The organism is Klenkia taihuensis (assembly GCF_900112525.1).
In the GTDB taxonomy this organism is placed as follows: domain Bacteria; phylum Actinomycetota; class Actinomycetes; order Mycobacteriales; family Geodermatophilaceae; genus Klenkia; species Klenkia taihuensis.
Map to the genome: position 1 here is coordinate 857,155 of NZ_FOMD01000002.1, position 15,550 is coordinate 872,704.

Consider the following 15,550-nt stretch of genomic DNA (forward strand, 5'->3'; position numbering starts at 1 on the left):
CACCGGGCGGGTCAGCCGACGAGCAGGGCCTCCCGGCCGCCGCGCAGCGCGGCGGCCCGGATCACCAGCGACCCGGCGACGACGACGGCGGCACCCAGCGCGGCCACGGTGACCGGCAACGGGCCGCCGGCCGCGGCGATCGCGGTGGTGCCCCAGACGACGGCGAGGGCGAACGGCCCGGCCGCGACCCTCGAGGCCAGCACCAGCGCACCGCCGACGACCGCCACCGCGACCAGCGCGACGACCGCCCAGACCTGCGACGACGTGGTGCCCGGGTCGATGCCGAGCAGGGCGACGCCGGTGTTGCCGACGTTGGCCACCGGCGCCACGGTCACCCAGCCCAGCAGCAGGCCGGCGGTGGCGGCGGGCAGCACCCGGGCCGCACCGGTGACGTCGAGGTCCTGCAGCCGCGCGTAGGCGACGGCCGCACCGGCGGTGATGCCGAAGATGACCACCTGGGCGGTCCACTGCGCCGCCGGCGAGGCGAACGGGTAGACCACCTCCCAGACCGCGTTGCCGGCGAAGGCCAGCGCGAGCGGCCAGCCGGTGCGCCGGTGCACCTCGCGGGTGCGCTGCGACGGCAGCGCCTGGTGGACGGCCCAGGCCAGCGAGCCCAGGAAGATCACTCCCCAGATGCTGAACGCGTAGCCGGCCGGGGTGACCAGCGAGCGGGCGCCGTCGCTGACGTCCCCGACGCTGCGGCCGGACAGGACGGTGCCCAGCGGGCTCCCGGCGACCTGGGCCACGGCGGCCACGACGACCGCGACCACCCGTGTGGTGTCCTTCATGTTCTGCTCCTCGCACGCTTCTCGACGACCAGATCTCTCTACCGTGGAACAATCGGGCCGAAACCCGGAGGTGACGATGGACGCACGGCACCGCGAGGTCGTCCTGCTCCTCCGCTCGGTCGCGGTCGAGAGCAACCGGACGGCGGCCGTCTTCGGCGAGACGCACGACCTGCACCGCACCGACCTCGACGCACTGGCCGTCGTGGTGGGCGCCTCGGTCGCCGGCCGGGAGATGACGCCGGGCCTGCTGGCCACCGAGCTGCGGCTGTCCTCGCCCGCCACCACCGCGCTGGTCGACCGGCTCGAGCGGTCGGGCCACCTGGTCCGCGAGCGCTCCACCACCGACCGGCGCCGGGTCGTGCTCAAGGTGCAGGACACCGCCCGCGAGCTGGCCCGGGAGTTCTTCACCCCGATGGCCGAGGACGTCGGCGCGGTCCTGCAGGGGATGACCGACGAGGAGGTGCAGGTCGTGGCCCGGTTCCTGCACCGGGCGGTCGAGGCGTTGCGCCCCCGCCCGGGTTCGCCGGAGGCACCCGCGGGGTAGCACCCGCCGCGTGGAGGACCTGCTGAACGCCCTGGCCAGCGCCCCGCGGGGCACCGGCCTGGCCGTCATCGCCGTCGTCCTGGTCGCCGAGGCCGCCTTCCTGGTCGGCATGCTGCTGCCCGGCAGCACCGCCGCGCTGGCCGCCGGCTGGCTCGCGGTCGACCGCGGTTTCCCGCTGCCGCTGGTGATCGCCGTCGTCACCGCGGCCACCGTGGTCGGCGCCCACCTGTCCTGGTGGCGGGGCCAGCACAGCGACGCCCCGGTCAAGGCCAGGGGCAAGGTCCGCACGCTGCTGTCGAAGGTCTTCCGCGGGCTGCGCCGGCACCCGGTGGTGGCCGTCGCGGTCGCCCAGTGCGTCGCCGGCACCCGCACGCTCACGCCCCGCGCGGCCGCCGCGGCCGGCGTGCCCTACCGGCGCTTCGCCGTCGCCCAGTTCGCCGGCGCCGTGGTCTGGGCCAGCGTCCTGGTCACCAGCGGCACCACCGCGGCGAACCTGATGCCGCCGCTGGACCCCGACGTCTACGTCGCCGTCCCCCTGGTCGTCGGCACGGTCCTGCTGGTCCTCCTCGCCGCGAAGCTGGTCCGCCGGCGCCGGGTCGCGGTCACCGCCTGAGCCGCGGCCGGCCCTCCGCCGCCGGGCCCCGCGCCCACGCCGCCAGGGCAGCGGCGTCCACCCCCAGGACGGCGGCCACCGGCGCCGCCTCCTCCAGGTGCCCGGCGGCCCGCTCGCGCAGCGTCCGCGCGCCGACGGCGTTGCCCCGGGCGGCGTGGGTCAGCCCCACCGCCAGCTGTGCGAGGCCCCGCCAGAGCTGCCGCTGGTCGCCCGGGCCGGTCTTCCAGGCGTCCTCGAACACCTCGTGCGCGTGGAAGGGCCGGCCGGCGTCCAGCAGCCGCTGCGCCTCGTCGAGGGTCTGCTCCGCCGTCCGCACGACGCCCTCCGGCGCCCGCGGCACGTCGGGCGAGCCGTAGGGCAGCGGCCGGCCCAGCCCGTCCCGCGGGCGCGCGTTCCGCGCCCGGCCCTCGGCGTCCCGGTCCCGTGCCACCACCCCATCCTGCGCGGGTGGACGGGAGGTGTCGACGTCCCCCCGGGGTTGCCCCCGGCGGGGCGTCGTGTGCAAGCTAGGAGGAGAGGACGGCCCGTTGTGGACGAGCCGCCCCCGCACCGACCCGCGGTCGTCGTCGACCGGTCCGGACCTGGAGGGGGTGGACGTGGCCATGTCCCTGCACGGCGAGCACGTCGGCGAGCTGGCCGGCGTCGACGAGGCCCTCGAGCACGTCCGGCGCGGGGCGCTGACCCCCGCCGCGCCCGGCCCGGTGGGCCTGGAGCTCGAGGCGCACCTGGTCGACCGCGGCTCCCCGGGCCGCCGGGTGCCGTGGGCGCGGATCACCGGCCTGGTCGACGACCTCGGCCCGCTCCCCGGCGGCAGCCGGGTCACCCTCGAGCCCGGCGGCCAGGTCGAGCTGTCCGGCCCACCCGGGGACGACGTCGCCGCCGCGGTGGCCGGCCTGCGCGCCGACGCGGGCGTGCTGCGCCCGGTGCTGGGCGCCGCGGGTCTCGGGCTGGCGCCGCTGGGCACCGACCCCGCCCGCCCGGCGGCGCGGGTCAGCCCCGGCCCGCGGTACGCCGCGATGGAGCAGCACTTCGCCGCCGTCGGCTGCCCCCGCGCCGGCGCGGCGATGATGACCTCGACGGCGTCGGTGCAGGTCAACCTGGAGGCGGGCGCCCCGGCCGAGCAGCGCGACCGGGTCGCCCTGGCGCACGCGCTGGGCCCGGTGCTGGTCGCGGTGTCGGCGAGCTCGCCGATGCTGGCCGGCCGGGAGACCGGGTGGGCCTCCACCCGGCAGCAGGTGTGGGGTGACCTGGACCAGGCCCGCTGCGGGCCGCTGCTGGGCCGCCGGGACCCGGCCGAGGAGTGGGCCGAGTACGCCCTCGCCGCCCCGGTGATGCTGGTCCGGTTCACCGACGCGGGCGGCGCCGAGCCGGTCACCGGGCGGGTGCCGTTCGCCGACTGGGCCGCGGGCACCACCCTGCTCGGCGGCCGCCGCCCCTCGGCCGGCGACCTGGACTACCACCTGACCACGCTGTTCCCGCCGGTCCGGCTGCGCGGGTTCCTGGAGATCCGCTACCTCGACGCCGGCCCGGCCTGGCCCGCGCTCGCCGCGGTGACCGCCACCCTGCTCGACGACCCGGTCGCCGCCGACGCCGCGGCCGCGGCGTGCCTGCCCGTCGTGGGCCGGTGGACCACCGCCGCGCACCGGGGCCTGGCCGACCCCGCCCTGCACGCCGCCGCCCGCGCCTGCCTGGCCGCGGCCGCCGACCGGGTGCCCGCGGACCTGCGCGCCGAGGTGCACGCCCTCGCCGAGCAGGTCGAGGCGGGCACCGGCCCCGGCGACGCCGTGCTGACCACCGCCCGCGCCCACGGGCCCGAGGCCGCGCTGCTCGCGGCCACCGAGGAGGACCAGTGACCGATCTCAGGACCGACATCGACGCCGTGGTCCGCGACCTGGCCGCGGCCCGCGACCGTACCCTGCACCTGACCGACCTCGACGAGCCCGAGCTGCTGCGCCAGCACGACCCGCTGATGAGCCCGCTGGTCTGGGACCTCGCGCACATCGGCCAGCAGGAGGACCTCTGGCTGCTGCGCGGCGGCCAGGCCGGGCGGTGCGGGATCCTGCCGCCGGACGTCGAGCAGCTCTACGACGCCTTCACCCACCCCCGCGCGGTCCGCGCCACGCTCCCCCTCCTCCCGCCGGTGGACGCGCGCAGCTACGTCGCCGAGGTGCGCGCCCGGGTGCTGGACCGGGTCGCCGACGCCGACGCGTTCGAGGTGGCCATGGTGGTCAGCCACGAGCAGCAGCACGACGAGACGATGCTGCAGACCCTGCAGCTGCGCCGCGGCCCCGCCGTCCTCGGCGCCGGCACCCCGCTGCCGCCCGGTCGGCCCGGCGTCGCCGGCACCTCGGTGCTGGTCCCCGGCGGCCCCGCGGTCATCGGCGTGGACGGCACGGACGAGCCGTTCAGCCTGGACAACGAGCGCGGCGCGCACACCGTCGACGTCCCCGCCTTCCGGATCGGCCGGGTGCCGGTCACCAACGCCGAGTACGCGGGGTTCATCGGGGACGGCGGCTACGCCCGGCCCGAGCTGTGGAGCGAGCGGGGCTGGCAGGTGCGCACCGACATGGGCCTGGCGCACCCGATGGGCTGGCACGGCGACGGCACCCGCACCCGGTTCGGGCTGGTCGAGGAGGTGCCCGGTGACGAACCGGTCCAGCACATCACCTGGTTCGAGGCCGACGCCTACGCCCGCTGGGCCGGCGCCCGGCTGCCCACCGAGGTGGAGTGGGAGAAGGCCGCCGCCTGGGACCCGGCCACCGGCCGCCGCCGCCGGCATCCCTGGGGCTCCGCCGAGCCGACCCCGGACCTGGCCAACCTCGGCGGCACCGCGCTGCGCCCCGCCCCCGTCGGCGCGTACCCGGCCGGCGCCTCGGCGTACGGCGTCGAGCAGCTGATGGGCGACGTGTGGGAGTGGACGTCCTCGGACTTCACCGCGTGGCCCGGCTTCACCCCGATGCTCTACGCCGACTACTCCGCACCGTTCTTCGGCGGCGACTACAAGGTGCTGCGCGGGGGCGCGTGGTCGGTCGGGGCGTCGATCCTGCGGCCGAGCTTCCGCAACTGGGACCACCCGCAGCGGCGGCAGGTCTTCAGCGGCGTCCGGCTGGCCTGGGATGTGTAGGCACCGTGTGTAGGCACATCGCCTGGCTGGGCCGCCCGCGCACGCTGGCGTCGCTGGTGCTGGAGCCGCCGTCCTCGCTGCTGGTGCAGTCCTACGCCCCGCGGCGGCAGCGGCACGGCACGGTCAACGCCGACGGCTGGGGCGTGGGCTGGTGGGCCCCCGACCGGCCCGAGCCCGCCCGCTGGCGCGCGGCCACCCCGCTGTGGGGCTCGGCGTCCTTCGCCTCGGTCGCCCCGGCGGTGGCGTCGACGTGCGTGCTGGCCGCCGTCCGGTCGGCCACCGTCGGCATGCCGGTCGACGAGACCGCCGCGGCGCCGTTCACCGACGGCCGCTGGCTGCTCTCGCACAACGGCCGGGTCGACCGCGCCGTGCTGCCGCCCGCGCCCGGCGCGGAGTCGGTGTGCGACAGCGCCCAGCTCGCCGCGGTCGTCCTCTCCCGCGGCGCCGAGACGCTCGGCGACGTCGTCGTCGAGGTGGGGACGGCGGACCCCGCCGCGCGGCTGAACCTGCTGGCCACCGACGGCACCCGGCTGCTGGCCACCACCTGGGGCGACACCCTCTCGGTGCTCACCACCGACGAGGGCACCGTGGTTGCCAGCGAGCCCTTCGACGACGACCCGCGCTGGACCGACGTCCCCGACCGGCACCTGGTCACGGTCACCCCCGACGGCACCGCCCTGGAGGCCCTGCAGTGAGCTTCACCCTGACCGACCACCTCGGCCCCGTCGACGCCGGCGCCGCGCTGCGCGCCGACGTGCGGGCCGGGCTGACCGCGACGCCGAGGACGCTGCCGCCGACCTGGTTCTACGACGCGCGCGGCAGCGAGCTGTTCGACGCGATCACCCGGCTGCCCGAGTACTACCCGACCCGCGCCGAGCGGGCCATCCTCGCCGAGCACGCCGACGAGGTCGCGGTGCTGTCGGGGGCGGACACCCTCGTGGAGCTCGGCAGCGGGACGTCGGAGAAGACCCAGCTGATCCTGCAGGCGCTGACCACCGCCGGCACGCTGCGCCGGTTCGTGCCCTTCGACGTCGACCCGTCGGTGCTGCAGCACGCCGGCCGGGTGATCGGCGAGCGGTTCCCCGACCTCGCCGTGGACGCGGCGGTCGGCGACTTCACCCAGCACCTGGGCAAGCTGCCGCGCGAGGGCACCCGGCTGGTGGCCTTCCTCGGGTCCACGATCGGCAACCTGGAGCCGGGGCCCCGCGCGGCGTTCCTGGCCGACGTCGGGGCGGTGCTCGACCCCGGTGACTGGTTCCTGCTGGGCACCGACCTGGTCAAGGACACCGGCCGGCTGGTCGCCGCCTACGACGACGCGGCGGGGGTGACCGCGGCGTTCAACAAGAACGTGCTGGCCGTCGTGAACCGCGAGCTGGACGCCGACGCCGACCTGGACGCCTTCACCCACGTCGCGCTCTGGGACCCGGAGAACTCCTGGATCGAGATGCGGCTGCGGGCGGTCCGCGACCAGGTGGTGCACATCGGCGCGCTGGACCTCGACGTCCCCTTCGCGGCGGGTGAGGACATCCGCACCGAGGTCTCCACCAAGTTCCGCACCGAGCAGGTGGCGCAGGAGCTGGCGGCGGCCGGGCTGCGGGCGGCGGAGTGCTGGACCGACCCGGACGGCGACTTCGCGCTGACCCTGGCCACACCGTTCTGAGCGACCCCGACGAGGATGTGCGGGTGACCCTCCCCCACCCGGAGCTCGGCGCCGCCTGGCGCGCTGCCCGTCCCCGGCCCGCCGGGGTGCACCTGGACTCCGCGGCGTGCAGCCGGCAGTCGGCCAAGGTGCTCGACGCGGTGGCCCACCACGCCCGGCACGAGGCCGAGGTCGGCGGCTACGTGGCGCAGGAGTCGGCGGAGATGCTGCTGCAGCAGGGCCGGTCGGTGCTGGCCGGGATGGTCGGGATGGCCGCCGCCGACGTCGCGTTCACCGAGAGCGCGTCGTCCTCGATCCGCATCCTGCTCGACGCCTGGCCGCTGCCGGCCGGGTCGCGGGTGGCCGTGCTGCCCGGGGAGTACCACGGCAACCTCGCCGCGCTGACCCACCACGGCCTGGAGCCGCTGCTGCTGCCCGCCGACGACCTGGGCCGGCTGGACCTGGACGCCACCGCCCGGCTGGTGCGGGCGGACCCGCCGGCCGCGGTGCACCTGACCGTGGTGGCCAGCCACCGCGGCGTCGTGCAGCCCTGGACCGAGCTGTCCCGGCTGTGCCGGGCCACCGGCGTCCCGCTCGTGGTCGACGTGGCGCAGGCCCTGGGCCAGGTGGACTGCGACGTCGCGGCCGACGTCGTCTACGGCACCTCCCGCAAGTGGCTGACCGGGCCGCGCGGCGTCGGTTTCCTGGTCACCCGGCCCGCCTTCCGCGCCGGGCTGCGGCCGGTGCAGGGCGACCCGGACGACGCGCTGTCCTACGAGACGCACGACGCGCACGTGGCCGGCCGGGTCGGGCTGACCCTGGCGATCGGCGAGCACCTGGCCGCCGGTCCGGTGGCGGTGCGCGAGCGGCTGGCCGGCATCGGCTCCGCGGTGCGCGAGCGGGTGGCCGACGTCCCGGGCTGGACGGCGGTCGAGCCGCTGGACGAGCCGACCGCGTCCACCACCCTGACCGGCCCGGACGTCGTCACCGCGCACGCCCGGCTGCGGGCCGAGCACGGCGTGGTCACGACGCTGTGCCTGCCCGCGCGGGCGCCGGGCGAGCTGCGGGAGCCGGTGCTGCGGGTCTCCCCGCACCTGGACGTGACCGACGCCGACCTCGACACCCTGGTCGAGGCGCTGCGCGCCGGCTGAGGGTCAGCGCGGGCTGTCGGCGACCTGGATGTCGAAGTTGGCGGTGTCGCCCTCGACCGACGTGGTGGTCATCGTGACGTCGTAGGTGCCCTCGAGACCGTCGGCGGTGAGCGCGCAGGTGATCGTCGCACCCTCCTCGGCGGGCAGGTCGTCCTCGCAGTCGATGTCGGGACGGACGTCGGTGCCGAGCTGCTGCTGCAGCTGGGTCTCCGCCTGGTCCTCGACGTCGTCGGAGTCGATCGACCCGGCTCCGCAGGAGGCCAGGCCCAGCGGCAGCAGGGTGGCGGCGGCGAGACCCAGCAGGGTGCGGCGGGTGCGGGACATGGCTCCTCCTCGGCCAGGCGCACCTGGGGGTCCCCTGTGCGTCGGCCCAGAACCTAACCGGGACTCACGCGTTCCGCCCGGCGTCGTCGAGGGCCCGCTGCAGCTCCCCCCGGCCGGCCTCGGTGGCCCGGCCCCACAGCCGCAGCCGGGCCATCCCGCCGTCGGGGAAGACGTCCAGCCGCACGGCCACCACCCCGGGGGCGTCCTCGAGCAGGAACCGGTGCCGGGTGTCGGGCTGCAGCCGGGTGCGGGGCAGCAGCTGCACCTGCGCACCGTCGGCGGTGCGGCCGGTCAGCGCGGCCTCGCCCGGGGCGTTGCCCAGGAACCAGGAGGTGTCGAGCTCGGCGAGGGTGACCACGCCCTCGCAGGCCAGCTGCACGTCGACCCAGTCGTTGCCCCCGCCGCGCCGCCGGGCGTTCTCCCAGCCGCCGCCCATGTTCGCGGCGTCCCCGCGGCCGATGAGCTGGTGCGGGCTGCCGTAGAAGGCGTTGCTCACCGCGGTGACCCGGCCGCCGTTCTCCAGCGCGGCCAGGTCGAAGGGCCCGGCGTCGAGGAACCGGGGGTCGGGGACGGCGGTGCCGTGCACCCGGAAGCGGGCCACGCCGCCGTCGGGGTGGATGGTCAGCCGGACGTGGGTGACCCGCGGCCCGGGCTCGACGGCGAAGGCGTTGGCGGTGCCGCCGGCGAGGTCGACGCGGGGCAGCAGCGGCTGCCAGTCGGCGGCCACCAGCTCCTCGACCGAGGGGTGGCCCTCGACGGCGACCGCCTGCACCGAGGCCTGCGGCGGGTAGTTGCCCAGGAAGAAGGCGGTGTCGACGACGACCCCGGCCACCACGCCCGGCGTGCCGAGCCGGACGACCGCCCAGTCCTCGCCGGGCTCGCGGCGGCGGCGGGTCTCCCAGCCGTCGTACTCCTTGCCCTTGTGCCCGAAGTCGGGGCGGGCCTGCGCCGGGCCGGGCAGCACCAGGTTCTCCCGGGCGGCGAAGAACTCGTCGTTGGCGGCGACCACCGCGCCGCCCTGGGCCCGGTTCGCGAGGTCGGGCAGCGTGGTCCAGTCCGGTGCGGTCACCCGGTCACTCTGGCAGAGCCGCCCCGGTCCAGGAGGCGACCCCGCGGTGCCCCGCCGTCCAGCGGCTCGCCGTGCAGCCAGACCCGGCGGACCACCCCGGTCAGCTCCCGGCCGGCGTAGGGGGTCACCGGGTTGCGGTGCTCCAGCACGCCCACGGTGGCCGTGGCGTCGGGGGCGAAGGCGACCAGGTCGGCGTCCTTGCCGACCGCGATCCCGCCCTTGGTCGGCAGCCCGGCCAGCGCGGCCGGGGCCGCGGACATCAGCTCGACGACCCGGCCCAGCGGCAGACCGCGCGCCCGGGCGCCGGTCCACACCGCCGACAGGGTGACCTGCAGCCCGGCGATGCCGCCCCAGGCCAGGCCGAAGTCGCCGACGTCGAGCCGCTTGAGCTCGGGCGTGCACGGCGAGTGGTCGCTGACCACGAGGTCGACGTCGCCGTCTGCCAGGGCCTGCCACAGCGCCTCGCGGTGGGCGGCCTCGCGGATGGGGGGGCAGCACTTGTAGGCGGTGTCGCCGTCGGGGACCTCGTCGGCGGCGAAGGTCAGGTAGTGCGGGCAGGTCTCCACCGTCACCCGGACGCCGTCGGCCCGGGCCCGGCGCAGCAGCGGCAGCGCCCCGGCGTCGGCAAGGTGCACGACGTGCACCCGCGCGCCGGTGTCGGCGGCCGCGGCGAGCAGCCGGGCGATGGCGGTCTCCTCGGCGGCGGGCGGGCGGGAGGCGAGGAACCCGGCGTAGCTGCGCCCCTCGGGGTCGGGGGCGGCGTCGATGGTGGCCTCGTCCTCGCAGTGCGCGATGAGCAGCCCGTCGACGGCGGCGAGCTCGGTGAGCACCGCGCGCAGGCCGGCGTCGTCCAGCGGGGGGAACTCGGGGACGCCGCTGTCGAGCAGGAAGCACTTGAAGCCGACGACTCCGGCGTCCAGCATCGGCCGCAGCTCGCCGGTGTTCCCGGGGACGGCGCCGCCCCAGAACGCGACGTCGACCGACACCTGGCCCGCGGCGACGGCCCTCTTGGTGGCCAGCCCGTCGAGGGTGGTGGTGGGCGGGATCGAGTTCAGCGGCATGTCCACGACGGTGGTGATGCCGCCGGCCGCGGCCGCGCGGGTGGCGCTGGCGAAGCCCTCCCACTCGGTGCGGCCGGGCTCGTTGACGTGCACGTGGCTGTCCACCAGGCCGGGCAGCAGCACCTCGTCGTCGGCCAGGGTGGTGACGTCGTCGCCGGTGACGTCGCCGTCCGCGACGTCGTCGAAGCCGGTGACGGCGGTGATGCGGCCGCCCGTGGCGTGCACGGCGGCCGGGCGCTCCCCGTCGGGCAGCACGACGCGGCGGGCGCGGACGATCACTGGGCCTCCTCGACGGGTGCGGCGCCCTCGAGCAGGGCCAGCCGGCCCAGGGTGGGGGCGAGCCGGTCACCCCAGGCGGTGGCCACCCAACCACGCTCCAGCGGCAGCCGGACGGCGTCCTCCCCGGTGGCGCGGGCCAGCGCCGCACCGGCGTGCACGGTGCTGGCGTAGGCGCGGGGGGCGACCGGGGGCAGCCAGGCCGGGGCGCCGGGGCCCAGCCCGACGGTGGTGTGCAGCAGCGGGGTGCCGGCCCGCTCGACGCGCGTGGTGCCGGTCCAGCGGCCGGGCTCCTCGCCGACGCGGCCGAGCTGCACCTGCTCGGTGGCGGTGAGCTCCGCGTCGTCGTCGAGCTGGGCGTGCAGCAGCGCGTGGTGGTGCGCGCCGCGGGTCACGACGGTCGGCTCGGCCCGCAGGTCCAGGCTGCCGGCGACCTCGGCGCGGACCCGCTGCACCGACGGCGGCGACTCGCCCCGCGCCGGCAGCACCACGGCGGCCGCGACGGTGCGCACGGCCAGCCGGGCGCCGGCCTCGACGACGAGGCGGACCTCGGCGTCGTCCCCGCCCAGCGGGCCGAACGCGGTGGCGACCAGGTGCACGGTGGACGGACCGGTCCGGCGCACCGCGAGCTGGCCGCTGGCCCGGACGACGGGCAGCACGGTGCGCCCGCCCGGCCCGGCGCGGGCGACCACCTCGACGAGGGTCCTCACGCGTGCTGGGCCGCGCGGCTCCGCAGCTGCTGGCGCACCCAGCCGGCCACCTCGGTGGCGGCGGGGTCCTCCCGCAGGGAGATGAGCAGGGTGGGCTTGCCGGCCCGGACGGCGCCCGCGTCGCGGCGCATGACGTCGAGGTCGGCGCCCACCAGCGGTGCGAGGTCGGTCTTGTTGACCACCAGCAGGTCCGAGGCGGTGACGCCCGGCCCGCCCTTGCGCGGGACCTTGTCCCCGCCGGCCACGTCGACCACGAAGATCTGCACGTCGACCAGGCCGTAGCTGAACGACGCGGTCAGGTTGTCACCGCCGGACTCCACCAGCACCAGCTCCAGGCCGGGGTGGCGGGACTCCAGCAGCTCGACGGCGTCGAGGTTGGCGGTGATGTCGTCACGGATGGCGGTGTGCGGGCAGCAGCCGGTCTGCACGGCCTCGATGCGGTCGTCGGGCAGCACGGCGTTGCGGCGCAGGAAGTCGGCGTCCTCGGTCGTGTAGATGTCGTTGGTGACGACGGCGAGGTCGAGCTCGGCGCCCAGCGTGCGGCACAGCGCGGCGGCCAGGGCGGTCTTCCCCGACCCGACCGGGCCGCCGAGACCGACGCGCAGCGGGCCGTGCCGGTGGCCGCGGGCAGCGGGGTCGTCGTAGGGGTCCACGTAGTCGTCGAGCAGGTGGTCAGGCGGCATGGTCGCTCCCGGTGGTCTGGGGGTCGTGGTCGTGGATCAGGAGGCGAAGTAGCGGTCGTCGCGGTCGGCGTGGACCTCGGCGAGCAGGTCCAGGAGCGGGTCGGTGCCGGCCGGCAGCCACGCCGGGCCCGGCTCGCCGTCCGTCGGCGCCGGCCCGCCCGCGGCGGCCTGGTCCGCACCGGCCCCGACGGCGTCGACCTCGGCGGCCAGCCGGGCGGTGACGGTGGCGACGGTGATCGGGTCCATGGCGAGCAGCCGCTGCGCGGCGGTGGCCGAGCCGGTGATCGACAGGTAGGCGGCGGCCTGCGCGGCGTCGGCGGGGCCGAGCCCGGCGGCTGCGGCGGCCACGCCGAGCGCCAGCGGGTGGTGGGGGTGCGGTGGCAGGTCGTCCCAGGCGGCCGTGGGCCAGGCCCGCCGTCCCACGCGGACCAGGCCGCGGCCCTGCTGCCGGGAGGCCTGCCGCAGCGCCGGTGACGGCGTCCGGGCGTCGGCCTCGGCGTCGAGCCGGGCCAGCGACGCCCGTCGTGGCTCGTCCCGGCCGGCGGCCCGGCACGCCGCAGCCGCCAGGCCGGCCGCGGTCGAACCCGCAGTGGTCAGCCGGCGGCGCAGGAACACCTCGAGGCTGCGCGGGTCGTGCACGATGCCGGCGGCGATCGCCTGCTCCACACCACCGGAATGGGTGTGGCCCCCGGCGGGCAGCCGGGAGTCGGCGAGGGTGAGCAGCGCGGCGGTCATGGTCAGAACAGGAAGTAGCGCTGGGCCATCGGCAGCTCGGCGACCGGCTCGGGCTCCCACACCTCGCCGTCGACGGACACCGTGAAGGTGTGCGGGTCGACCCGGATGTCGGGCAGCGCGGTGTTCTCGGGCATGTCGGCCTTCCCCAACCGGCTGGTGTCGGAGACGGCGGCCAGGCGCCGGTCGACGGCCAGCCGGTCGGCCAGCCCGGCGTCGATGGCGGCCTGGGCGACGAAGTGCACCGAGGTCAACGCCGGGACCTTGCCGTAGGCGCCGTACATCGGCCTCGGGTACACCGGCTGCGGGGTGGGGATCGAGGCGTTCGCGTCCCCCATCTGGCCCCAGGCGATCATCCCGCCCTTGAGCACGACGTGCGGCCGGACGCCGAACAGCTTGGGGTCCCACAGCACCAGGTCGGCGAGCTTGCCCGGTTCGACCGACCCGACCTCGCCGTCGATGCCGTGCGCCACCGCGGGGCAGATCGTGTACTTGGCGACGTACCGGCGGGCCCGGGCGTTGTCGGCCGCGCCGTCGCCGGGCAGCGAGCCCCGGCGGCGCTTCATGACGTGCGCGGTCTGCCAGGTGCGCATCACGACCTCGCCGACCCGGCCCATGGCCTGCGCGTCGGAGCCGATCATCGAGATGGCGCCGATGTCGTGCAGCAGGTCCTCGGCCGCGATGGTCGTGGGCCGGATCCGGCTCTCGGCGAAGGCCAGGTCCTCGGGCACGGAGCTGTCGAGGTGGTGGCAGACCATGAGCATGTCGAGGTGCTCGTCGAGGGTGTTCACGGTGTGCGGCCGGGTCGGGTTCGTGCTGCTGGGCAGCACGTTCGGGTGCCCGGCGACGGTGATGATGTCGGGTGCGTGCCCGCCCCCGGCCCCCTCCGTGTGGTAGGCGTGGATGCTGCGGCCGGCGATCGCGGCCAGGGTGTCCTCGACGAACCCGGCCTCGTTGAGGGTGTCGGAGTGCAGGGCGACCGGGACGCCGTGCCGGCCGGCGACGGTGAGCGCGGCGTCGATGGCGGCCGGCGTGGAGCCCCAGTCCTCGTGCAGCTTGAACCCGCTGGCGCCGGCGCGCAGCTGCTCCTCCAGCGAGGCATGCGAGACGGTGTTGCCCTTGCCGAGCAGCGCCACGTTGACCGGCCAGACGTCCATCGACTCCAGCATCCGGGCGAGGTACCAGTCGCCCGGGGTGATGGTGGTGGCCTTGGACCCCTCGGCCGGGCCGGTGCCGCCGCCGATCAGCGTGGTGACGCCGGACCCCAGCGCCGTGGGCACGATCTGCGGGCAGATGAAGTGCACGTGGCAGTCGATGCCGCCGGCGGTGAGGACCTTGCCGTTGCCGGCCAGCACCTCCGTCGCGGGGCCGATGACGAGGTCGGGGTGGACGCCGTCCATCGTGTCGGGGTTGCCGGCCTTGCCCAGCGCGACGATCCGTCCGTCGCGGATGCCGACGTCGGCCTTGACGACACCCCAGTGGTCGAGGACGACCGCGCCGGTGATCACGAGGTCGGGCGCCCCCTCGGCTCGCGTCGCGCGGCCCTGCCCCATCGACTCGCGGATCACCTTGCCGCCGCCGAACACGGCCTCCTCGCCCGCTGCTCCCGGACCGCCGGAGCGGTCCTCGGTCACCTCGATGAGCAGGTCGGTGTCGGCCAGCCGGATGCGGTCGCCCGTGGTGGGGCCGTACAGCTGGGCGTAGCGCTCGCGGGACAGCCGGACCATCAGCTCAGGCCCCCTTCCGCGGTCAGGCCGGGCACGACGCGTGCCCCGGCGAGGGGCACGAGGACGACGGTCTGCTCGATCCCGGGCTCGAAGCGGACCGCGGTGCCGGCGGCGATGTCGAGACGATGACCGTGCGCGACCGCGCGGTCGAAGTCGAGGGCGCGGTTGGCCTGGGCGAAGTGGAAGTGCGAGCCCACCTGCACCGGGCGGTCGCCCGCGTTCACGACGAGCAGCTGCACGCGCGGCACCCCGGGGAGGGTCTCGATCCACCCGTCGGCCGGGATCACCTCACCGGGGATGACCCGCTGCCCCCGACCGTCGCGGTCGCCGGCGCTCACGGGATCGGGTGGTGGACGGTCACCAGCTTGGTCCCGTCGGGGAAGGTGGCCTCCACCTGCACCTCCTCCAGGAGCTCGGGGACGCCGTCCATGACGTCGCCCCGGGTGAGGACGGTGCGGCCGCTCTGCATCAGCTCCGTGACGAGAACGCCGTCACGGGCGCCCTCGAGGACGTGGTCGGCGACCAGGGCCGTCGCCTCGGGCAGGTTCAGCTTGAGCCCGCGGGCCCGGCGCCGGCGCGCCAGCTCGGCGGCGTAGCTGAGCAGCAACCGCTCCTGCTCGTGCGGCGACAGGTGCACCGTGACCCCTTCCGTCCTGGTGGGTGCACGGTAGCGCCGGGGTGTGACGATTCTGTTGCCGTCACCCGGTACAGGGGACGCAGAAACGCCAGAACGGGGTCACAGCGGTTGCTGTGACCCCGTTCTGGGAATGGTGTCCGGCGGTGTCCTACTCTCCCACCCGGTCCCCCGGGCAGTACCATCGGCGCTGAGAGGCTTAGCTTCCGGGTTCGGAATGAGACCGGGCGTTTCCCTCTCGCCATGACCGCCGTAACTCTGTGAAAGTTTCCGAGCCAACCCCTACCCCCCGGGTTGACCTGGTGGTCTGGGGGGTTGGGGTGGGGTGTTCGGTTCTTTCAGAACCGCACAGTGGACGCGAGCACGCTTGTGTATCAGGACGTGGTTGTGGTGAGGCAAGTCCTCGGCCTATTAGTACCGGTCAGCTCCACACATTGCTGTGCTTCCACTTCCGGCCTATCAACCCGCTGGTCTG

Annotated in this window: 18 protein-coding genes and 2 rRNA genes; 7 read left to right on the forward strand and 13 right to left on the reverse strand. The window is 76.2% G+C overall.

Annotated elements, in window-relative coordinates:
- Positions 1-11: 11 nt before the first annotated feature.
- Positions 12-788, reverse strand: coding sequence for a hypothetical protein (locus BM158_RS12010; RefSeq protein ID WP_091558440.1), 777 nt, complete (start codon positions 786-788; stop codon positions 12-14).
- A 76-nt stretch (positions 789-864) separates the two neighbouring features.
- On the opposite strand from BM158_RS12010, the gene BM158_RS12015 reads away from it, so the two are divergent.
- Both BM158_RS12015 and BM158_RS12020 read left to right on the forward strand, forming a co-directional pair.
- A complete protein-coding gene (locus tag BM158_RS12015; RefSeq protein ID WP_091558444.1) occupies positions 865-1,332 on the forward strand; it encodes a MarR family winged helix-turn-helix transcriptional regulator in 468 nt (155 codons plus the stop codon).
- 10 nt (positions 1,333-1,342) lie between these two features.
- Complete coding sequence (locus tag BM158_RS12020) at positions 1,343-1,945, forward strand: DedA family protein (protein ID WP_091558446.1); 603 nt, start codon at positions 1,343-1,345, stop codon at positions 1,943-1,945.
- Here the strand turns inward: BM158_RS12020 and BM158_RS12025 are convergent.
- Positions 1,935-2,375 (reverse strand): DUF309 domain-containing protein, encoded by a 441-nt coding sequence (locus BM158_RS12025; RefSeq protein ID WP_229827669.1) that lies wholly within the window; start codon positions 2,373-2,375, stop codon positions 1,935-1,937. The two genes, BM158_RS12020 and BM158_RS12025, sit on opposite strands and share 11 nt — an antisense overlap.
- 172 nt (positions 2,376-2,547) lie before the next feature.
- On the opposite strand from BM158_RS12025, the gene egtA reads away from it, so the two are divergent.
- Genes egtA through egtE form a run of 5 tightly spaced genes read left to right on the forward strand, consistent with a single transcriptional unit; the run spans position 2,548 to position 7,859 of the window.
- Positions 2,548-3,798: an ergothioneine biosynthesis glutamate--cysteine ligase EgtA gene (gene egtA / locus BM158_RS12030; protein WP_091558933.1), complete on the forward strand. Its 1,251-nt coding sequence runs from the start codon at positions 2,548-2,550 to the stop codon at positions 3,796-3,798.
- Positions 3,795-5,069 carry an ergothioneine biosynthesis protein EgtB gene (gene egtB / locus BM158_RS12035; protein ID WP_091558452.1) on the forward strand — a complete coding sequence of 425 codons (1,275 nt, stop codon included), beginning with the start codon at positions 3,795-3,797 and terminating at the stop codon, positions 5,067-5,069. Before egtA ends, egtB begins: the two co-directional genes overlap by 4 nt.
- A 5-nt stretch (positions 5,070-5,074) precedes the next feature.
- Positions 5,075-5,764 (forward strand): ergothioneine biosynthesis protein EgtC, encoded by a 690-nt coding sequence (gene egtC / locus BM158_RS12040; RefSeq protein WP_091558455.1) that lies wholly within the window; start codon positions 5,075-5,077, stop codon positions 5,762-5,764.
- A complete protein-coding gene (egtD, locus tag BM158_RS12045) occupies positions 5,761-6,729 on the forward strand; it encodes an L-histidine N(alpha)-methyltransferase (protein WP_091558458.1) in 969 nt (322 codons plus the stop codon). The genes egtC and egtD overlap by 4 nt, the downstream gene beginning before the upstream one ends.
- Positions 6,730-6,752: 23 nt before the next feature.
- Complete coding sequence (egtE, locus tag BM158_RS12050; RefSeq protein WP_091558461.1) at positions 6,753-7,859, forward strand: ergothioneine biosynthesis PLP-dependent enzyme EgtE; 1,107 nt, start codon at positions 6,753-6,755, stop codon at positions 7,857-7,859.
- 3 nt (positions 7,860-7,862) lie between these two features.
- On the opposite strand, the gene BM158_RS12055 is transcribed toward egtE, so the two are convergent.
- From BM158_RS12055 to BM158_RS12105, 11 genes are all read right to left on the reverse strand, one after another.
- Positions 7,863-8,183, reverse strand: a complete 321-nt coding sequence (locus BM158_RS12055; RefSeq protein ID WP_091558465.1) for a DUF4333 domain-containing protein — start codon at positions 8,181-8,183, stop codon at positions 7,863-7,865.
- 64 nt (positions 8,184-8,247) lie between these two features.
- Positions 8,248-9,252 carry an allantoicase gene (alc, locus tag BM158_RS12060; RefSeq protein WP_091558469.1) on the reverse strand — a complete coding sequence of 335 codons (1,005 nt, stop codon included), beginning with the start codon at positions 9,250-9,252 and terminating at the stop codon, positions 8,248-8,250.
- On the reverse strand, positions 9,249-10,592 hold the full coding sequence (gene allB, locus BM158_RS12065; protein ID WP_091558472.1) for an allantoinase AllB: 1,344 nt from the start codon (positions 10,590-10,592) through the stop codon (positions 9,249-9,251). The genes alc and allB overlap by 4 nt, the downstream gene beginning before the upstream one ends.
- The gene (locus BM158_RS12070) at positions 10,589-11,299 is read right to left on the reverse strand and encodes an urease accessory protein UreD (RefSeq protein WP_091558475.1); all 711 of its coding nucleotides are present in this window, start codon (positions 11,297-11,299) and stop codon (positions 10,589-10,591) included. The genes allB and BM158_RS12070 overlap by 4 nt, the downstream gene beginning before the upstream one ends.
- Positions 11,296-11,982, reverse strand: coding sequence for an urease accessory protein UreG (ureG, locus tag BM158_RS12075; protein WP_091558478.1), 687 nt, complete (start codon positions 11,980-11,982; stop codon positions 11,296-11,298). Before ureG ends, BM158_RS12070 begins: the two co-directional genes overlap by 4 nt.
- Before the next feature lie 36 nt (positions 11,983-12,018).
- The gene (locus BM158_RS12080) at positions 12,019-12,717 is read right to left on the reverse strand and encodes an urease accessory protein UreF (protein WP_091558480.1); all 699 of its coding nucleotides are present in this window, start codon (positions 12,715-12,717) and stop codon (positions 12,019-12,021) included.
- Between the two features lie 2 nt (positions 12,718-12,719).
- Entirely contained in the window at positions 12,720-14,441 is a 1,722-nt protein-coding gene (locus tag BM158_RS12085; RefSeq protein WP_091558483.1) for an urease subunit alpha, read from the reverse strand.
- Complete coding sequence (locus BM158_RS12090; RefSeq protein ID WP_091558486.1) at positions 14,441-14,779, reverse strand: urease subunit beta; 339 nt, start codon at positions 14,777-14,779, stop codon at positions 14,441-14,443. The genes BM158_RS12085 and BM158_RS12090 overlap by 1 nt, the downstream gene beginning before the upstream one ends.
- Positions 14,776-15,078 carry an urease subunit gamma gene (locus tag BM158_RS12095; RefSeq protein ID WP_091558488.1) on the reverse strand — a complete coding sequence of 101 codons (303 nt, stop codon included), beginning with the start codon at positions 15,076-15,078 and terminating at the stop codon, positions 14,776-14,778. Before BM158_RS12095 ends, BM158_RS12090 begins: the two co-directional genes overlap by 4 nt.
- Positions 15,079-15,213: 135 nt before the next feature.
- Positions 15,214-15,330, reverse strand: a 5S ribosomal RNA gene (rrf, locus tag BM158_RS12100).
- Between the two features lie 136 nt (positions 15,331-15,466).
- Positions 15,467-15,550 (reverse strand): 23S ribosomal RNA (locus tag BM158_RS12105); the annotation flags it as partial.